15 protein-coding genes are annotated in these 19,768 nt (G+C 46.0%); 14 read left to right on the plus strand and 1 reads right to left on the minus strand.

The window, feature by feature from the left end:
• Positions 1–270: 270 nt before the first annotated feature.
• The 6 genes from ACPLPM_RS15890 to ACPLPM_RS15915 all read left to right on the plus strand — a co-directional run bounded on the left by ACPLPM_RS15890 (position 271) and on the right by ACPLPM_RS15915 (position 6,125).
• A complete protein-coding gene (locus tag ACPLPM_RS15890) occupies positions 271–1,251 on the plus strand; it encodes a glycosyltransferase (protein WP_424357746.1) in 981 nt (326 codons plus the stop codon).
• A gap of 18 nt (positions 1,252–1,269) precedes the next feature.
• The gene (locus ACPLPM_RS15895) at positions 1,270–2,430 is read left to right on the plus strand and encodes a glycosyltransferase family 4 protein (RefSeq protein ID WP_424357747.1); all 1,161 of its coding nucleotides are present in this window, start codon (positions 1,270–1,272) and stop codon (positions 2,428–2,430) included.
• A gap of 37 nt (positions 2,431–2,467) precedes the next feature.
• On the plus strand, positions 2,468–3,157 hold the full coding sequence (locus ACPLPM_RS15900; RefSeq protein ID WP_424357748.1) for a dolichyl-phosphate beta-glucosyltransferase: 690 nt from the start codon (positions 2,468–2,470) through the stop codon (positions 3,155–3,157).
• 80 nt (positions 3,158–3,237) lie between these two features.
• Positions 3,238–4,239 carry a GDP-mannose 4,6-dehydratase gene (gene gmd / locus ACPLPM_RS15905; protein WP_424357749.1) on the plus strand — a complete coding sequence of 334 codons (1,002 nt, stop codon included), beginning with the start codon at positions 3,238–3,240 and terminating at the stop codon, positions 4,237–4,239.
• Positions 4,240–4,258: 19 nt separating this feature from the next.
• Positions 4,259–5,179 carry an NAD-dependent epimerase/dehydratase family protein gene (locus tag ACPLPM_RS15910; protein ID WP_424357750.1) on the plus strand — a complete coding sequence of 307 codons (921 nt, stop codon included), beginning with the start codon at positions 4,259–4,261 and terminating at the stop codon, positions 5,177–5,179.
• A gap of 25 nt (positions 5,180–5,204) precedes the next feature.
• Entirely contained in the window at positions 5,205–6,125 is a 921-nt protein-coding gene (locus ACPLPM_RS15915) for an NAD-dependent epimerase/dehydratase family protein (RefSeq protein ID WP_424357751.1), read from the plus strand.
• A 24-nt stretch (positions 6,126–6,149) separates the two neighbouring features.
• Here the strand turns inward: ACPLPM_RS15915 and ACPLPM_RS15920 are convergent, their stop codons facing one another.
• The gene (locus tag ACPLPM_RS15920; protein WP_424357752.1) at positions 6,150–7,112 is read right to left on the minus strand and encodes a lysylphosphatidylglycerol synthase transmembrane domain-containing protein; all 963 of its coding nucleotides are present in this window, start codon (positions 7,110–7,112) and stop codon (positions 6,150–6,152) included.
• A gap of 121 nt (positions 7,113–7,233) precedes the next feature.
• On the opposite strand from ACPLPM_RS15920, the gene ACPLPM_RS15925 reads away from it, so the two are divergent.
• From ACPLPM_RS15925 to ACPLPM_RS15960, 8 genes are all read left to right on the plus strand, one after another.
• Positions 7,234–8,232, plus strand: coding sequence for a glycosyltransferase family 2 protein (locus ACPLPM_RS15925; RefSeq protein WP_424357753.1), 999 nt, complete (start codon positions 7,234–7,236; stop codon positions 8,230–8,232).
• A complete protein-coding gene (locus tag ACPLPM_RS15930) occupies positions 8,177–9,352 on the plus strand; it encodes a glycosyltransferase family 4 protein (protein WP_424357754.1) in 1,176 nt (391 codons plus the stop codon). Before ACPLPM_RS15925 ends, ACPLPM_RS15930 begins: the two co-directional genes overlap by 56 nt.
• Before the next feature lie 84 nt (positions 9,353–9,436).
• Positions 9,437–10,063 carry a class I SAM-dependent methyltransferase gene (locus ACPLPM_RS15935; protein ID WP_424357755.1) on the plus strand — a complete coding sequence of 209 codons (627 nt, stop codon included), beginning with the start codon at positions 9,437–9,439 and terminating at the stop codon, positions 10,061–10,063.
• 44 nt (positions 10,064–10,107) lie between these two features.
• Positions 10,108–10,830 (plus strand): class I SAM-dependent methyltransferase, encoded by a 723-nt coding sequence (locus ACPLPM_RS15940; RefSeq protein WP_424357756.1) that lies wholly within the window; start codon positions 10,108–10,110, stop codon positions 10,828–10,830.
• 255 nt (positions 10,831–11,085) lie between these two features.
• Positions 11,086–13,194 carry a hypothetical protein gene (locus tag ACPLPM_RS15945; protein ID WP_424357757.1) on the plus strand — a complete coding sequence of 703 codons (2,109 nt, stop codon included), beginning with the start codon at positions 11,086–11,088 and terminating at the stop codon, positions 13,192–13,194.
• 191 nt (positions 13,195–13,385) lie between these two features.
• Complete coding sequence (locus tag ACPLPM_RS15950; RefSeq protein ID WP_424357758.1) at positions 13,386–13,973, plus strand: hypothetical protein; 588 nt, start codon at positions 13,386–13,388, stop codon at positions 13,971–13,973.
• 479 nt (positions 13,974–14,452) lie between these two features.
• Positions 14,453–18,655, plus strand: a complete 4,203-nt coding sequence (locus tag ACPLPM_RS15955; RefSeq protein WP_424357759.1) for an NBR1-Ig-like domain-containing protein — start codon at positions 14,453–14,455, stop codon at positions 18,653–18,655.
• Positions 18,656–19,037: 382 nt separating this feature from the next.
• On the plus strand, positions 19,038–19,757 hold the full coding sequence (locus ACPLPM_RS15960) for a hypothetical protein (protein ID WP_424357760.1): 720 nt from the start codon (positions 19,038–19,040) through the stop codon (positions 19,755–19,757).
• The last annotated feature ends 11 nt before the right edge of the window (positions 19,758–19,768 follow it).

Below are 19,768 nucleotides of genomic sequence, written 5' to 3' on the forward strand. Positions count from 1 at the left end.
TGCCCATCATGCAACAGCCGGAATAGCGTACCCATCCGCAATGATCAGAACCTTCGTTCGTTTATCGTGTTGTTCGACAGTCCGGCCTCTCGGAAGTGCATGCAGTGCCAGGATTGCGGCAACCGCTTCCAGGTCATAACGATGGCCCGGTAAATGTCGGCCAAGAGCGTGCCTGCAATCATTAATTCGACATACGGGTCGCTCACAAATCCTTTTATAGTATAGGGTAAAGTTTATAGGCTGCCCACTGATATTCTTTTAAAGACAGGCGTGGCAGTGGCCGCTGGCCCGAGGGATTGCATGCAGGCGTCGCAGATCCAGACGACAATAAAGCCGGAAGTGGAAGACACAGGCAAAGTACGTGACATTAAAGTGTCGGTCATCATACCCACGATGAACGAGCCCGCCATCAGCAAAGTAGTCAACGAGACCAGGCAGGCGCTAAAACACTACATCACCGAGATCATCGTGGTCGACAAGTCCACTGACGATACCCCCAAAAAGGCCCGCAAGGCAGGCGCAAGAGTAATCACCCAGGAGCAGATCGGCTATGGTAATGCCTACCTCCTCGGTTTCAGGCACATCTGCCCCGACGCAGAGATCGTCGTCATGATGGACGGCGACTACACTTACGATCCTTACGAAATACCCCTGCTAATCGACCCGATTGTGGACGGCTACGCCGACATCGTCCTGGGCAACCGGTTCGGGCACATGGAAGAAGGGGCTATGAATGCTCGCAACAGGATGGGCAACGGCTTAATCACCGGCACCATCAACATGCTCTACAAGCTGAAGCTTCGCGACTCCCAGTCCGGGTTCAGGGCCATGAGCCGCACTGCGCTGGACATGATGGAGATCACGTCCGAGGGCATGCCTTTCGCCAGCGAGATGATCATCGACGCTAGGAAGAAGTCCATCAGGATTTCTGAGGTACCTATCCGGTACAGGCAGCGCGTCGGCGTGCCGAAGCTCAAGGCATACAAGGACGGCTCACTCATTCTGGGCCTGGTCATCAGGATGGTCCGGGACTACAATCCGCTCACCATCTTCCTGCCCATCGGCGGCCTGCTCATGCTCGGCGGCGTACTGGCATGGGCTTTTGTTGTGCAGGAGTGGCTGCAGACGGGCATCATCACCAGATTCGCATCAGTAGTCGGCGGCACGATGCTCTTTCTCGCAGGGCTCCAGATCGTGTTCTTCGGGCTGCTGGCGGACATCATTCTGGTAGCGCTCCGGTCCAGACGATAGAGTAAAGGGGCCGGGAAGATGAAGATCGTCTTCGTCAGCGACGTCATCTACCCGTACGTCAAGGGCGGCGCTGAGAAGCGCATTTATGAGCTTTCCCGGCGGCTGGTGGCCAGAGGCCACGAGGTACACGTTTTTGGAGTGAAGTGGTGGGACGGCGAAGCCGTCCAGAATATTGGCGGGATTATTTATCACGGTGTCTGCGGGAAGAAAGACCTGTACGTCGACGGTCGCCGGTCGATATTGGAAGCGATCTGGTTCGCCGTCTGCCTGACGATACCGCTGGCCAGGGAACAGTTCGATGTGATCGACTGCAATCAGCACCCATACTTCCCGCTGTTCGTCTGCCGGGCGATTGCTACGATGAAAAGAAAGCGCTTCTTCGCCACCTGGCACGAGTACTGGGGCGATTACTGGTACGAGTACCTCGGAGGAGTAAAGGGCTTCGTCGGGCGAACGATCGAGAAGTGGGGCGCCCGGATGCCCGACCGGATTATCGCCGTATCAAACCGGACAGCGCAGGCGCTGAAGTCCTCAGGGCTGCCCGGCCGGAAAGTTTTAGTCGTTTCCAACGGTATCCCGTATCAGCATATCCGGGAGATAGCTCCCGCTGCAGATACGTGCGACGTGCTGTTCGCCGGCCGGCTTATCAAAGACAAGCATGTCGATGTGCTGATCAGGGCTTGTGCGTTGTCGCAGGGGAAGGTCAGGCTGTCGATACTGGGAGACGGGCCGGAAAGAGAAAGCCTTGAGAGGCTGGCCAGCGAGCTTGGTATTGAAGGGACTACCCGGTTCGGAGGCTTCCTGGAAGAGAAAGAGCTGATTGCCAGGATGAAGGCTGCCCGGTTATTCGTGCTGCCTTCGTCCAGGGAAGGGTTTAGTATCACTACGCTGGAAGCGATGGCCTGCGGCCTGCCGGTGATTACGGTAGACTGCGAGAAGAACTATGCTACTGACCTGATTGAGGAAGGTCATACAGGCATCGTCGCAAAGCTCGACGAGAAGGATATCGCCGACACTGTCGAGATGCTGCTCGACGACGAGCCCCGCAGGCAGCGGATGTCGGCGGAGTGTGTCAGCGTAACTGCAGCCTACGACTGGGACCTGCTCGTGGGGAAGCTGGAGCAGGCATATGAAGGAAAACCGGCATGCAATGATGTTGCCGGTGATCATTATAAATAGAAGAGAGGAAAATAATCACCACGCCCGAGGTATCACTTTGATCAGTGTCATCGTTCCCGCGTACAACGAAGAAGACCGGATCGAGAAGACTCTCGAAGAATATAGCAAGGGTCTGAAGTCTGCCGGGGATTTTGAAATAATTGTCGTATGCGACGGGTGCAAGGACAGGACGCCGGAGATCGCCGCTAAGTATGCTAAGGTTCTGACTTTTCCGAACCGGTTAGGCAAGGGTGGCGGCGTGCTTGAGGGGTTCAAGGTCGCCCGGGGAGATATTGTCGGGTTTACTGATGCAGACAACTCGCTGAAGGTAGACCAGTTCCTCAAGCTGATCGAGGAGATGGAAAAGACAGGCGCCGGTTGCGTGATCGCCGATCGGAAGTCAAAAGAGGCCATTATCGTCGAGAGCCAGTACCTGATTAGGAGACTGGCCAGCGAGTCTTTTAATACGCTGTTCCCGAGGCTTCTGTTTGGGTTGAAGGTTAAGGATTCACAGTGCGGCGGTAAGATTTTCAAGAGGGAATACGTCGAGAAGGTAGCGCCGCAGATGGCGTGCATGGGCTTCGAGTTCGATGTGGAGCTGCTCTGGCGCATGAAGAATGCTGGCTGTGCCATTAGAGAGGTGCCTGTTGTCTGGAAGGATGACAAGGGCAGCAAGTTTAGTTTTAAGTACATTCCCGCTATGGGTGTGAATTTATTAAAGACCCGGTTCGGGATGATGAAGAAGTAATAAAACGATAAGCTTATTCTGCATTAGTTCTTTTACAGTATAAAGTTGCATATTATCCTGCATATCATCGAGAGATTTATATGGCAAAAAGAAGCGCGCTCATTACTGGTATCACTGGACAGGACGGCTCATACCTGGCTGAACTATTAGTAAATAAGGGCTACGAGGTACATGGCCTTGTCAGGAGGACCAGCTCTGTCAACACCGCTAGGATTGAGCACATCCTGGACAAGATTCAGCTAATACCCGGTGATCTGACAGACGAGAGTTCGCTGGTATCTGCAATAAGGAAATCAAAGCCGGACGAAATTTACAATTTAGCCGCTCAGTCGTTCGTCGGCTCATCGTGGAGCCAGCCGATCTTTACAGGGGAGACGACAGCGATCGGTGTAACCAGACTACTGGAAGCTATCAGGACGGCGGGAAGCGACGCCAGGTTCTACCAGGCATCTTCCAGCGAAATGTTCGGCAAGGTGCAGGCGACGCCGCAGAACGAGAAAACCCCGTTTTACCCGAGAAGCCCATACGCGGTCGCGAAGCTCTACGGCCACTGGATTACAGTTAATTACAGGGAAAGCTTCGGTATGTACGCGTGTAGTGGTATCCTGTTCAACCACGAGTCGCCGCGGAGAGGCATAGAGTTTGTCACGAGAAAAATTTCGGATGGCGTGGCGAGGATTTATCACGGCCTGCAAGATGAGCTCAGGCTTGGTAACTTGGACTCTAAGCGTGACTGGGGTTTCGCAGGTGACTATGTTGAGGCCATGTGGCTCATGCTGCAGCAGGAGAATCCAGATGACTATGTGATAGGCACTGGTGAGACTCACTCGGTAAGGGAGTTCTGCGAACTGGCATTCGGGGCGGCTGGCCTAGACTGGGAGAAGTATGTAAAGATTGATCCGAGGTTTGTGAGGCCGGCGGAAGTAGACCTGCTGCTAGGAGATGCATCTAAAGCTAAAAATGTTCTGGGATGGAAGCCAAAGGTCACGTTCCCGCAGCTGGTTAAGATGATGGTCGAGAGCGATATCGAGCTGGTAGCTCGAGACATGAAGAGCAAGGGCAAGACGCCAAGAAGCGAATAAGCTTCCGGGTGACCCTAAAATGTTCTGGAATGGTAAAAAGGTACTGGTCACCGGCGCCAAGGGATTTGTCGGACGCTACCTGGTAAATGGGCTGTTGCAAGAAGGCGCCGAAGTCGTAGGACTTTCCACCGATGGGCCATTAACTCATAAAACAGGTTTACGATGGGTCTCGGGAGATATCACTCAGACCCACTCGCTGGAGGGGCTATGCAATGGTATAGATATAGTATACCACCTGGCTGCAATCTCGAATGTGGATGCATCGATAAGAGACCCCATCAAGACTTTTCATACGAACGCCATGGGTACGGCTAATTTGCTGGAAGAATCTCGCAAGTCCAACGTAAAAAAATTTGTTTATGTAAGCAGTGCCCACGTGTATGGAGTTCCACAATACCTGCCCATTGATGAGAAGCACCCGGTAGTGCCAAGAGAGGCGTACGCTGCGAGTAAGATCGCTGCAGAGAACATTGTTCAGGCATACGGGAATACCTATGGTATGGAGTATGCCATACTTAGGCCGTTTAACATGTTTGGGCCGGGGCAGGATCCGAGCTTTTTGATACCCGGAGTAATTGAGCAGGCAAGATGTAACAAGTCAATAAATGTAGGCAACATGGAGCCGACAAGAGACTTCCTGTTTATCGAAGACGCTGTCCGGGCATTTATTATCGCTGGCGAGGTTGGAAATGGACTCATTAATATTGGCTCGGGCCAAGAACGGCATATCTCTGAGGTTGTGCAGAAAATCCGAGAAATGATCGATCCTGATATAAATATCACAAGCGTTGATACACGAAAGCGCAATAAGGTAGTAGAAATTCCCCGTTTGTGTGCCGACGTGTCTATACTTAGGTCGATGGGGTGGCAGGTGAACGTAGGTTTTGAAGAAGGGCTTACCAGAACCATAAACAGCGACGACATGCGCCAAAAGTGGTGATAGCATAAAAAATAGTCGGTGTTTGGTGACAGGGGGGGCTGGTTTCATTGGCTCCCACGTGGCAGAGGAACTGCTTAAAAGAGGGCACGAAGTCATTTGCCTGGATAATTTTGATGATTATTATAGCCCGGTACTAAAAGAGTCAAATGTTGCTATACTCTCGCGATATGATAACTTTAGGTTGGCACGAGGCAGCATATTAGATAAAGATCTAGTTGACAGGCTAATGGTAGATATCGACTACGTCTTTCATAACGCTGCACAGGCAGGAGTAGATGCTTCGATCAGGAATCCGCAGAAGACTAATGAGGTAAATGTTATAGGAGGGTTCAACGTCCTTGACGCTGCCCGAAAATGCGGTATAAAAAAATTAATCAATGCATCTTCGTCTTCCGTTTACGGCCAGATAACCGACCTACCGCAGCGAGAAGATCTTCCCACCAGACCAATATCGCCATATGGTGTCTCTAAGCTATGCTTTGAAGACTATTGTGAGGTATACCGATCGATCTATGATCTCGATACGGTTTCTTTGAGATATTTTACAGTGTTTGGCCCCCGTATGCGCCCGGATCTGGCAATATCCATATTTACCAGCAATGCTATCGCAGGAAAAGAAATCAAGATTTTTGGCGACGGTAATAAAACCCGGGACTTTACCTACATTGAAAATATTGTAGATGCCAACTTGAGAGCAATGGAGAGAGGACACGGGGTGTATAACATCGGAGGAGGGGACGAGATCACGATAAGGATGCTAGCGGAAAGTATCATATGCCTGACTGGCAGTAAATCTTCAATTGTATTTGATGAAAGTAGACCCGGAGATATGGAGCACACGCTGGCAGATATTTCAAAGGCTAAGCAGGAACTCGAGTATATTCCAGGCACCAGTGTTCGAGAGGGTTTAAAAAAGTACGTCGAATACGTATCCAGTAACATTTAGAAGTTTTTAGGTTGTACGATTATTCTAGTGTAAGGCTCGATCAAGTGCAGTAGTTGAAAGCCACAGTGCTATTGCATAAGTTAGTGCGATCAGATGAACGGCAAACCCGGATGAGATGGCTGTTTCCCGGGTGACACTTAAAGCACTGAAGACGAATGCCCAGATGAGCTCGAAAGAGCCGAAATTGGCAATTCCCGGGACGGGGATAGATGCTGCAATGACTACTAGCATAATGCCGATGAAGATTGCCCATGGGCTGATTGTTATTCCGATGCCTACAACCAGAACATAGATCGATAAGACGTTAAGTACCCAGATGATTACTGTGAGTATTAATGGCAGACCTATGCTCGTCTGAAACGTTTGGTTAGAGTAGAACTGGGTAGTTTCCTCAAGTCGGTTTATGATTCTGATGAGCATACCATTTTTAAACCATCGATAAGCCGTGTTTAGGACAGCGATGAACAGTTTTTGATAAGCAATAAATAACGTGATGAATATAAACAATCCAAATGCAACCAGTACAATGTAAGGGACTATACCGTTTATCAGCCCGTAGTTACCAGGAAAGATTAAGAGCACAAGCAGAACTAGTATACAGATAATAAAGATGTCGTAGACCCGAGATAGTAGGAGCGTTACCGCTCCGATAGCCGTCGCAATTTTTAACTGCACTTTTGCGAGGTATACAAAAGTTAGCTCCCCTGTACGGAAAGGTAGTACGTTATTAGCTATGTTATGGGTACAGACGATAGTGAACATTTTCCAGTTATTCGAATACAGGTTCCTGTCTGTCATGACTGAATACCTAAACGCCCTGAACAAGTTCATGAGCACATATAGCGCAAAGCTGGCAAGAAGCGAGGGCATACTTATAGATAACAAGGTTGCCGCTATCATTGGCAGGGAGATCTGAGACAGAAGAAAATAAGCGATCAGCAGAGTAATCAGGATAAACGTCGCTTTCACGATTTTCTCTTTGTCCATGCCATGTCATTCAATCGCATCTCATATATAAATGCTTATTTTTCGGAGCCAGGTTGTAATAATAGCGATTAGTTTTTACAGTATAAGCCCTATAAATGCGAAAAGAGTTGAGGATCTATAGATGGGTGAACCGGGGTCGATTTCTATCGTTATACCGCTGTATAACGAACAGGAAAATGTAAGCTTGTTATACGAAGAATTGAAGACTGTGCTAAGAACAATAGAGTTACCCTACGAGATCATATTTGTCGACGACGGTTCTACAGATAGCTCATTCTCAATTCTTAAAAAGATGGCTGCAGAAGATGTAGATATAAAGGTCATCAAGCTAAGGCGCAACTTCGGTCAAAGCGCCGCACTGAAAGCAGGATTTGACACAGCTAATGGAAGCTACATAGTCACGCTCGACGCAGATCTGCAGAATGATCCAGCAGACATACCGGCACTCCTGAAGGCTATATCAGAGAAGGACCTGGACGTAGTTTGCGGGTGGCGATTCAATAGAAAGGATAGTTTTACTAAAAAGATATCTTCCCGGACCTCAAACACGCTCAGAAAGGTACTGATCAAAGAAAGTATCCACGATTCAGGGTGTACGCTCAGAATATATAAAAGGGAATGCGTCGAAGATATAGAGCTTTACGGTGAGATGCACCGATATATACCTGCGATCTTATCATATAACGGATACAGAGTAGGGGAGATAAAATCAAACCACAGAGAGCGTAAATATGGTAAATCCAAGTACAACTGGAGAAGGCTTTTCAAAGGCTTTGCTGACCTGCTTGTGATTACTTTCTGGAGCAGATTTTCTGCCAGGCCCATGCATATCTTCGGCACTTTCGGCCTCCTGATCAGTATTGTAGGCTCCCTGACACTGGTAATAATGGTAGCAGAACGATTGCTGTTAAGCCGATCATTGTCAGATAGGCCGCTATTTATACTGGCGATCATGTCAATAATCGTAGGATTGCAGTTTTTTGCCTTCGGCATAATGGCCGACATATCGTTAAAAACGTACTACAGGCAGAATAACTTTAAAAACTACAGGGTTGAAAAAGTGATTGGCAGAGGCATTACCGGCAGATTACCCGAGGAATATGAAGATACTGATAGTTAACTACGAGTTCCCGCCGCTTGGCGGAGGCGGAGGCATCGCATGTTTTAACCTTGCCCGGGAGCTGGCTAAAAATCACCAGGTAGACTACGTCACGACAGCTTTTAAGGGTTTGCCCACTGCGGAAACCGTGGATGGGATTAACATTTTCCGGGTACCGGTTATAGGCAGGAAGCAACTGAGCACTGCGTCGCTTCTGTCGCTTGTGACCTTCTTCCCGTCGAGTTTTATCTGCGGAGCCCGACTATGTATGTGTCGAAAATACGATGTGATCAATTCTCACTTCGTGGTCCCTTCGGGGTTGAGCGGTGCCCTGCTGGCGAAAATTTTCAAAAAACCAAGCGTCATATCGATTTACGGTGGGGATATCTACGATCCAAGTAAAAAGACTTCGCCCCACAGGCATTATTTACTAAGGAAGCTTATCTCATGGCTGTTTTGCCAATCAGAGGCTATTATTGCAGAATCTAATAACATAAGATCTGTTGCAGAAAAATTTTATAAGCCGGATAAACGTGTGGAGATTATTCCAGTGGGGTTTGTCTTGCCGGTGGAAAAATCCTCTACAAGAAAGGAGCTTGGCCTTGTGGATGGAGAAATTATTGTCATATCAGTCGGTCGGCTTGTCAAAAGGAAAGGTTTTGATATTGCGATCCGTGCAATTGCAAGTTTATCAAAGAAAAATGTACGGTATGTGATAATCGGTGACGGACCTGAGGAAGAGAGCTTAGTTACACTGGCTAAGGAGTTGGGCATAGCAGATAAGGTGAATTTCAAGGGTTTCCTGACCGAGGAAAAAAAGTACCAGTACCTTAAGAACTCGGACATCTACCTGCTCACCTCTATCCACGAAGGTTTCGGCATATGCCTGATGGAGGCGATGTATGCCGGATTGCCTATCGTCGCCACGGACAGTGGCGGGCAAACCGACTTCATGACAGAAGGAACAAACGCCCTGTTCGTCCCGGTTGCCGACATTTCCAGAACAGCGGATAAGCTGACCGAATTGGTAGACAACGTAGTCGAACGACGAGAGATGGGGGCCCGAAACAGGGAAGCTATAAAAAAGTTATACATTGAGAATATCGCGTCCAGATACGAGTCAGTACTATCGAGATGGTGAGCCATGCGCCAAAAAAGCTACTATGACATGAAAGCGGGAGAATTTGACAGAGGCTTACTGTACGGGAGAAACAACCGGAATCACATGAGGAAAATTGAAAAGATCTGTGAATTGCTTGATCTGGATAGACAGCCAAGAGATGTGAATATATTAGAGATTGGAACTGGGACGGGGATTCACGCGGCGTATCTAATCGGCAAGTATCCTGAAATCTCGTACACAGGGGTAGATATATCACAAGGTATGCTCAATGTGGCTCAAAGGAAGCTGGGCAGAGAAGCTGTCCGCCTGGTTTCGGGAGACGGGCACCGTCTGCCCTTTAAAAGCTTCTCATTCGATGCAGTATTTATCTCGGGAAGCTTGCATCATTTTAACAACCCGTGCGCCGGGATATGCGAAGCGTTTAGAGTACTAAAAAACCACGGTAAACTGGCAATTATGGAACCAAACTGGTTATTTCCGACTAATCTATTGCCTGCGATTGCTAATAAACAGGAGCGAGGAATCATGAAGATGACCCCCGGTAATTTTATCAGGTGGTCAAGAGCTACAGACCTTAGTATGCCAATCATCGGCCATATGCTATACACCCCGCCCGTCCCTGCGGCCATGTCGACGTTCTATGATATGGCTGACAAGATATTAATGCAGATTCCTGGCATATCACAAGTATCGATCATGATCTATATGTCAGGAATAAAACAGGAATAAAGTAAATACACCTTGATCAATGATCTAATGAGATGTGGAAACAGATGAGAGATAAGATCTATAATAACTATATATCTACCCATTTCGGAAGTATCAATAAGGGCGATCTGCGAGAGTATAATACTTATTATAGATATTTTGATAATAACTATACCCGATTTATGCCTGGCAATACAGGGGCAAGGGTACTGGAAATTGGTTGTGGAATGGGCCATTTCCTCTACTATCTAGAAAAACGCGGCTATGTAAATTATCTGGGTATTGACCTTAGCAGAGAGAACATAGAATTTTGTCAAGATAAACAGTTCAGGGCAGAGCAAAGAGATGTTTTTAAGTTTCTTGAGGATAACATAGACCTTTTCGATGCAATTATCATTAATGATGTGCTTGAGCACTTCAGGAAAGAGGAAATATTTGCCCTTCTTGATCTGATATCTAAAAATTTATCCACTAACGGTACCTTGATCGCAAAAGTGCCGAATTCGGCCAACCCCATTGTCGGGAACAGCTCAAGGTACCTGGATTTTACACATGAGACCAGCTTCACTGAAGAAAGTATGTCCCAGATATTAAAAGTGTCAGGCTTCAATAATGTCAGTATTCACCCGCAGAACATTTACATATTTTACTTTAATCCTGTAAATTACCTGGCGAAAGCATTTGCCTGGACTACGTTTAAAATGTTCAGAGCATTGTTTCTTCTGTATGGTAGAAAGAGTACGAAGATATTTACAAAAGACATCATTGCAGTTGCTCGAAAAACGTGACACTATCTGCTGATGATATTTATGTGTACGACTTTTAAAATATTGAACAAAAATATTTTGGCAGTATATGGCAACCATGGGGCGATCTATAAATAATTAGTTAATGTGATATACCAACAATAGTGTCAGGGGTAGGAGAAGTTGAATTGGAGATATATAGAGATATTATCTCTGTTACTGAAGAATGAATTAATTAGATACTTAGCTGTGTTAATTACATTTATAGTCCTATCGGCTATACTCACCTATCCCCTGGTGTTCACATCCTTCTCAAAGCTGCCGGGTTCGGAAGATATCTACCAGGCAGTCTGGTATTTCTGGGTAACTGATCAGGCTGTAGACAAGCTTCTAAATGGCGGATCGATACATTCGCTGGCTTACACAGACTATATTTTTTACCCTGCCGGCACCCCGATAATACCCTTTAGCATGGCGTATAACCAGATTCTGGCAATATTATTGGAACCTCTGTTAGGAGCGGTTCTAACAATAAACCTCCTTTATTTTTCTTCCTTTGTCCTGAGCGGATTCGGAGCATATCTCCTTGTCAGGCGTGTTACAGGTGATGAGTCCGCTTCGGTAATGGCAGGTTGCATATACACCTTTGCTCCGTACCACTTCGAGCATGCTTTCGTCGGCCACATCGGTTCTGTTACGATGCAGTGGATACCATTCTGTGCGCTGTTTCTTCTCAGGATGGTAGAGAGTAAAAAATGGTCTGACGCAGCTTTTGCGGCATTCTTTTTCATCCTTGTGGCAGCCAGTGATATGCAGTATATGGTATTCATGGGTACATTTGTCATGTTGTTTTTTGCATACCAACTTATCATTGGAGTGATTAAGTTTGAAAAAAAAGATGTCTTGGCGGTCATGGTATTTCTTGCTATTAGCCTATCGATACTAGTCCCTATGAACGCAAGTAGTATTGCCACTGCATTATCTGGTGATAACTTCCTCAAACCTGGCCAGAGCGAAGCCGCAAATGGTTCTGTGGATCTTCTTAACTTTTTCGTTCCGTCGGTTCACCATCCGATCTTCGGAAGCTGGATTAAGGAGAACTACTATAATAGGATGGACGCCACTAGAATAACATGGGAGCGCGTTGCGTTCATCGGCTTTACGGTGCTATTCCTTATAATATATGCATCTATCTGTGAACGTTCTAATACCATTAGATTCTGGCAGCTATCCGCCCTATTCTTCGCGTTGATGTCTCTTGGGCCTATCCTGCACATTTTCGGCCAAACATCTTTTTTTAATTACGAGATCCCAATGCCCTTCAGCATCTTATCTCATATAATCCCGGGCCTTGATAACAGCCGGACCCCGGGGCGTTTTGAGGTTTTAACATTACTTTCGATCACAGTGATTGCAGGGTTTGGCGCCTCCAGACTAAAGAAGAATATTACTACCCGACGCATGGATCAAATAATTACCGGTAGGTTGCAGGCGTTATTACCCATAGTCATTATGATGCTTATCCTTTTTGAGTACCTATCAGTACCATTTATTACCTCTGATCCTGCAGTGCCAGAATTTTACTATTCTCTCTCAAAAGAACAGGGCGATTTTGCCGTTATTGAAATTCCAGCAACTTACGATTATTCGGCAGGTATAATGGCTGAGTACTACCAGACTGTACATCAAAAAAGGATGGTCGGTGGACAACTGGCCAGAGCACCGGATAGCTCCTTAGAATTTGAGAAAAAAACACCATTCATATCAGAGATTACTTACCAGAGGTCTGCTGGAGATCTATTTCAGCAGAATAGCTCACTATTATCAAAATCAATCCTTAACAGCCACAATATTAGGTATTTAATAATCCATAAAAATTATTTGGAGCCAGATGGATATACTCAAATCAACAATAGTGTAAGTAGTGCGTTAGGAATCCCGACATATTCCGACGATAAGATCGTGGTATATCGAGCGGATAACAGTGATATTATTCAGCCGTACATCATGCAGGATAAGAACTGGCATTTAGTAGAAAACTGGGGAGGTACTCCTGCCTGCTGGATGAGTAATAATGCAACAGTAGCTATCACGTCCGGTAACAGTACCAGCGTCCGGTTAAATTTTACCGCATATAGCTTTGAAAAGCAGAGAACTCTTTGCATGTCAGATGGAAATATTACGATATTACAGACGACAATACAACCTAGCGGTACTCAGATCAGCCTAAATATCAGCCTGATTGACCAAGCTGAGAAGAAACTTTTGTTTTATACCCCTGAGGAACCCGTAAGGCCAATAGATATACCACCCCTAAACAATAGTGATGAACGTTTGATCAGTATTGCCGTTGCGAACTGTACAGCCAAGTTCGTAGAGAACTTATTACCAAAAGAAAATCACTAAAAATAGATCAAATAAATCTTACATTTACTATAGAAAAATTTGTTTCCACAAAAATACTAAATCGACCTTATACAAATAATAATGAACATTATTTGACTGGTTGCAATATGGGCATCTATAGGGCTGATAAAACGCTTAATACAACTGATTACTTATATGTATTGATAGTCAAATATATTAGCTGAGTAGATATGCTAGACAGAAAGCGTTTTCGAATCACACATGAGTTACCACGTTTAATATATCTTGGAATTTGTGTTATCGTTGTCTTAGGACTACTATTAATACCGCCCGCAAAAGCCTGGACATTAAAAATACCGACGGTAACGAGCTCACTATTTGTCGGCGGAAACATGCATGAAGGATATCCAGCGATTGTAAATATCGATCATTTCATGCAACTAAAGACAGGATTGAGCAATGCTGAAAAAAAACTGACTACAGATCTACAGAAATTAGTGAACAGTTACTTATCCCCCGGGCAGTCGAGAGAAGAACAAAAAATGCAGATGCATAATATGGGGAATCTCCGCCATCATAATGACCCATTAGCTATGAAGAATGGCATGCAGCCAGTTAGTGACATTGTCTATGTATACATATCACTGGAAGAGGGAGCAAGTACGCACACAATTGATCCTTACGCTTGGATAGTAGTTAGCCGTGACGAACAAAACCACCTTGCTGCCGCATGGGTAGAAATCAATCAACTCCATAACCTAGTATCGCTATCAGAGGTTCGTTATATACAGACAGTCGACCCGCCATTACACGACTAACGTAGCGCTTCGGTAGATAGAAGTATAAATTCTTAGACACTGAGGTACAATTTATATAAAACTCCGACGCAGAGTGTTAGCATACCATATAAAAACGACCGCATTCTGACATAAAGTCGTTAGTCACATATGTTGTGTTGACATAGTCGTCAGACCCTAATGAGATATTAGGTATTGAAGGACTAATACGCGAATATTCAATGAGTATTGCTTTTTACATTTTATATTAAGCTTTTTAATGTAAATATACAATCAGACGCATTCTGATGGAATATAACCATAGTAAATATTGATAGAAATATTTATTAGTAATAACATTTTATTAGAAACGATTAAGTACATTTGGGGTTGAGCTTACGAGTAGAACGAGGATTTTAAAAAATTGGTTAGCAGATTATTTACAGTCTGCAAACAATAAATCGCAAATTTGTGGTAAGAATAGCAATATTATAAATAAATATTTAACAAAAATTATATCAATGATGTTTATTATACTAATGTTTATTTCTTCGATATCGATTGCTGCGACCGCCCAAAATTTGGGACAATCAGAGGATAATAATTACAATATAATACCTGAAGAGTATATCGCGTCGATACATGAAGAAGGCACTTCTACATGGAGAGTTAGTAAAGATGCTGCGCAAACCGGTTACCAGTATAAATTAAGTAGTGATTTATTACAGCTTTCAAATAATAGTTTATTGCCCCCAGGCGTAAGTATTGAAAGCTTTAGAAACACCATGGTAGAGCAGCATCAATTAATACCATCTGACTCAAAAATAATAGTTGATTCGACGTTAATACCAATAACTACCGATCTAGTTTATGTCTATGTTTACCTAACGCCGAATTCGAGTACTCACGCAATTGATCATTTGGTATGGAACGTAACCAGCCGGGACGAATCATTCAAATTTGCTGCTGCATGGGTCTATGTAAAAAATCTGACATATTTAGCTTCGTCTGAAAATGTCAGATATGTAGAATCAGTAACTCCTCCACACAGGAATGTAGGAAGCGTCACTACTGAGGGGGATGCAATAATGAAAACCAATGAGGTACGATCTATCTACGGCTATACTGGCAGTGGAATTAAAGTCGGAGTTATCTCAGATGGTGTAACCAATATTGAACAGTCACAAGCGAGTGGGAATCTACCTTACAATGTCGTAGTATTAAGTGAGGGCATGGGTGACGAAGGCACTGCTATGCTAGAAATAATACACGACATGGCGCCTGGTGCACAATTATATTTCCACGATTCTGGTGATAATGTAATAGAATTTACCAATGCCATTGATGCGCTGGTCAATCAAGGATGTACTGTAATTGTAGATGATATGCGCTGGATCAATGAACCGTTTTTTGAAGATGGTTATGTAGCTTCACATGTAACATCGGTAGTAGCCAACCGCAATGTTATTTACATAAATTCAGCTGGCAATTATGCTGAAAATCATTATCAAGAACAATACCACGATGATGGTTTTTATTATCACAATAGGCATATACCGATTGTAATACCCCCATCATCAAGTGTAAGGATTATTCTCGAATGGAATGATAAATGGGGCGAATCGACAAATGATTATGTACTCAGGCTATATGATTCAAATGGTAATTTAGTAGGCTATAATGATAATTGGCAAGGATTAGGATATCCAAATCCCTATGAGAGTATAGTATATACCAACTATTATAGTACTTCTAGAACATATTATATATACATAGAAAATTATAATGGAAAAGCCCAGTCAAAAACCCTTGAGATCTATACATTTGGTGCAAAGATAGATCCTAGTTATAATACTGCATCAGATTCGATTTTTTCCCATGCAGCCGTGCCAGGTGTAATCACAGTAGGAGCTATTGACGCATACGATCTAGGAAATGATGATATTCAGATGTACTCCTCCAGAGGTCCTGTAACCATTTCCCATCCATCTGCACAAACCCGTCAAAAGCCGGATATCTGTGGAATCGACGATGTAAGAATAAGTGGTGCGGGAAACTTCGGATCATACTATTATGGTAACTATTACTTCTATGGCACTAGTGCAGCAGCTCCATCGGTTGCCGCAGTAGTAGCTGATTTATGGAGCGCCTACCCGACTAAGAACAAAGATGAGATAAAGAGTTTATTATACTGGTCGGCAACAGATATTGGTGCTGCTGGCTTTGACAATACCTATGGTTTTGGCCGTGTAGACGCACTACAAGCTGTAAGGTCAGGATTCCAGCCCAACGCCATTGTCGTCACCAACGACATCCCGGCCACGATGCAGATAGGAAAGACTTATACAGTCAACCTGACGATGACCAACAACGGCAACATGCCCTGGAACCCCGCCGATGGAGTACGCCTGGGCGCAGTCGGGGAAGCCAGCGGCGATGCAGCCAAGTTTTCGTCGACCAGGATACCCATCCAGAGCGGAATGACAATAGCGCCCGGCCAGTCATATACATGGACGTTTACCATGACTGCGCCCGGCACAGGCGGTACATACACCCCCCAGTACCAGATGGTGTGGGACGGCCACCAGTGGTTTGGCCAGGCTGTGAGTAAGCAGATATCAGTCATTGCTATGCCCGATGCACTGTTGAAAAGCATAAGTATGCCAGACACGATGCTGGCAGGCCAAGCTTACCCTGTAACCGTCACGTTCGAGAACACAGGTAACATTGCGTGGACTGACCTCAACGCTATGAGACTCGGAGCCGTCGGCGACACGACCGGCGACGCAGTCAAGTTTACTGGTATCAGGCAGCTACTGCCGACCGGAACAACTGTTCAGCCAGGCGAGCAGTATACGTGGTCCTACACGATGGCAGCTCCTTGGACCCCCGGCACGTATAATCCACAGTATAGAATGGTATGGGACGGCCATTACTGGTTTGGAAACACCGCGGGGAAAACAGTAACTGTGCAGTGGCCCAACGCAGCGAAGGTATCTGATAACATCCCGAGTACGATGCTTGCTGGAAAGACGTATCCGATAAGCATCACGATGACAAATAGCGGAAATATGCCCTGGACCGCTAATGATCAATTCAGCCTCGGTGCAGTTGGCGAGAGCACTGGCGACGCAGCTAAATTTACAGCAAAAAGACTGCGCATGCCGGCAGGCACTGTGATACCCCCAGGCGAGAGCTATACCTGGACAATGAATATGGTTGCCCCCACTACTTCCGGCACGTATAACCCGCAGTACCAGATGGTATGGGACGGCCACACATGGTTTGGGCAGACAATCGGCAAACCTGTGTCGGTGATATACGCACCGGATGCTGATCTGGTCAGCATGAGCATACCTGATACGATGTACGCAGGTCAAACCTATACAGCATCTGTCACGCTGACGAATACAGGGAATACAGCATGGTCTGAAGCCGATGCCACGAGGCTCGGTGCAGTAGGTGAAGGCAGTGGCGATGCAGCCAAATTCAGCAGTACCAGAATATTCATAGCCCCCGGCACAACCGTGCAGCCTGGTCAACAGCGGGTCTTTACATTCACCATGACCGCACCATATTCCGGAGGTACATATAATCCACAGTACCAGATGGTCTGGGACGGCCACCAGTGGTTCGGAGATACAGTGGGCAAGTCCGTGACAGTACTGGCTCCCAATGCCCAGTATATATCGGATACGATTCCTACCTCGATGACCGCATACAGGCTATACTGGGCGACAGTAACATTGAGGAATACCGGTACGATGCCGTGGACCGATAGCAGTGCGATACGCCTGGGAGCCGTAGGTGACGGTGCAGGTGATGCTGCGAAGTTTACCAGCACAAGGCTAAAGGTCCCGTCGGGCACCTCCGTAGCACCTGGAGAAACGTATACCTTCGGTTTCATCATGACTGCCCCAACAAGCGTGGGAACGTATAACCCGCAGTACCAGATGGTCTGGGACGGCCACCAGTGGTTCGGCAGCACCATCAGCAAGACAGTGACAGTATCTACCGCACCGGCGTTGGATAGCCAGATCGTTTGGATCGATAGCCCGTCGAGCATGGAAGGGTATCATGGGTATACTACAAAGGTGACGATGCGTAACACCGGTACGACCACGTGGAATGAGGCAAGCAGCATCAGGCTTGGAGCGATAGGCGATGGAAGCGGTGATGCGGCGAGATTCAGCACCACAAGGCTCTTCCTCCCTGCGGGTACCAATGTGGCTCCCGGTCAGCAGTACACATTCACCCTGGCAATGGTAGCCCCGGGAACTTCAGGCTCGTACAATCCACAATACAGGATGGTCAGAGACGGAGTGGCCTGGTTCGGAGACACGTGGAGCAATACGTTAACTGTAAGCGCTCCTGGTGCACTGGACTCCCAGCTCATCTCGAACACGATTCCCTCGACGATGACTCATGGCCAGTCGTACTCGGTGTCTATGACTTTGAGGAATACTGGCAGTACACTCTGGAATGAGGCAAGCAGCATCAGGCTCGGAGCGATTGGAGAAGGGAGTGGAGTGGCAGCTTCTTTCGGGCCTACCAGAGTATTCATCCCTGCGGGCATCACTGTTGCTCCGGGTAGCACGTACACGTTCACCTACACGATGAAAGCACCCGATACCGCGGGTACGTACACTCCCCAGTACCAGATGGTCAGAGATGGGGTAGCCTGGTATGGAGACACAATGCAGAAGACAATAACAGTAGTTTAAAAACTTATGTTAGCACAATTTGTGCTAACATCCTTTTTTTATTATTACCGTGGCGGAGTAACATGGTACGGCGACACACTACAGAAGACCATAACAGTAGCATAAACAGAAGATGCTATACAATAGTACTGGCACCTAATTTTTTTATATTAATCTTTTCCCGGTAGCAGCGATCCTCTATATGATAGTTGCATCAGAACTATAAGATTACCTTGCAGATGCTTGCAGAAAAACTTATGTTTTTAATGCCATAATGAATTGCTAACCTGCGCCTACTGGGATTAACCCTTTTTATTCTTGCCATAAATATATAAATCCTAATAATATAATATAAATGCTTAAAAAAATCATAATTAAATATTTGTGGTGAGGCGATAAAAGGATGAGAATAAGTATACTAGAAGCTAGTAAGAGTATCAAATTAATTATATGCGTTTTCGTCGTAAGCATCTGTATTATAGCAGGTTTAGCGCAGGCATACCAGATATTGCCCGCTGACCAGCCGATAGCAACAGACGAAACCTCTCGTCCAGGGCCTCTGGAGGTACCACCTCCGACCATTAAACCGACAGACGAGAATGGAGAGCAATACCAGGATGATGATGTATCGCGAAAAGGATCGGTCACCTCAACCCGCGTAGTTTATGCAGCTCAGGAGGATAGTACAGCGGGAGTATCGACAAGCAATGGCAGCCAGTTAATACTGATTGATAATAGTTGCAAACTTTTACCCGATCCAGCCAATAGTTGTAATCCAATAGTATGGCCTAGTAACAGCGGTCAGCCTGTGAGGATAATCACTACAAGCTCTTACGACCCGGTGAGCAGCCAATATGATATTATGGCCAGCTATAAAGACTACACCAGTAACACGCGTGAAATTACAATAACCCTAAATAGAGTAACGGGCGGAGACTGGACATTTATAGATGAATACACCTCAGGATATGATGGATCAGGTAGCATCATAACGCATCACTTTACCGGTACAAGTGACGGTTGGGATTCTTACCTGATCATCGTCCGGAGATTACTGAATAACCAGACCTGCATGGAATATTACTGCAACATCCCATCGCCTGGCGAAACCGAATATAGGTGATAACTGCATTG

Origin of the sequence: Methanocella sp. MCL-LM, from assembly GCF_049676595.1 — an archaeon.
Classification (GTDB): domain Archaea; phylum Halobacteriota; class Methanocellia; order Methanocellales; family Methanocellaceae; genus Methanocella_A.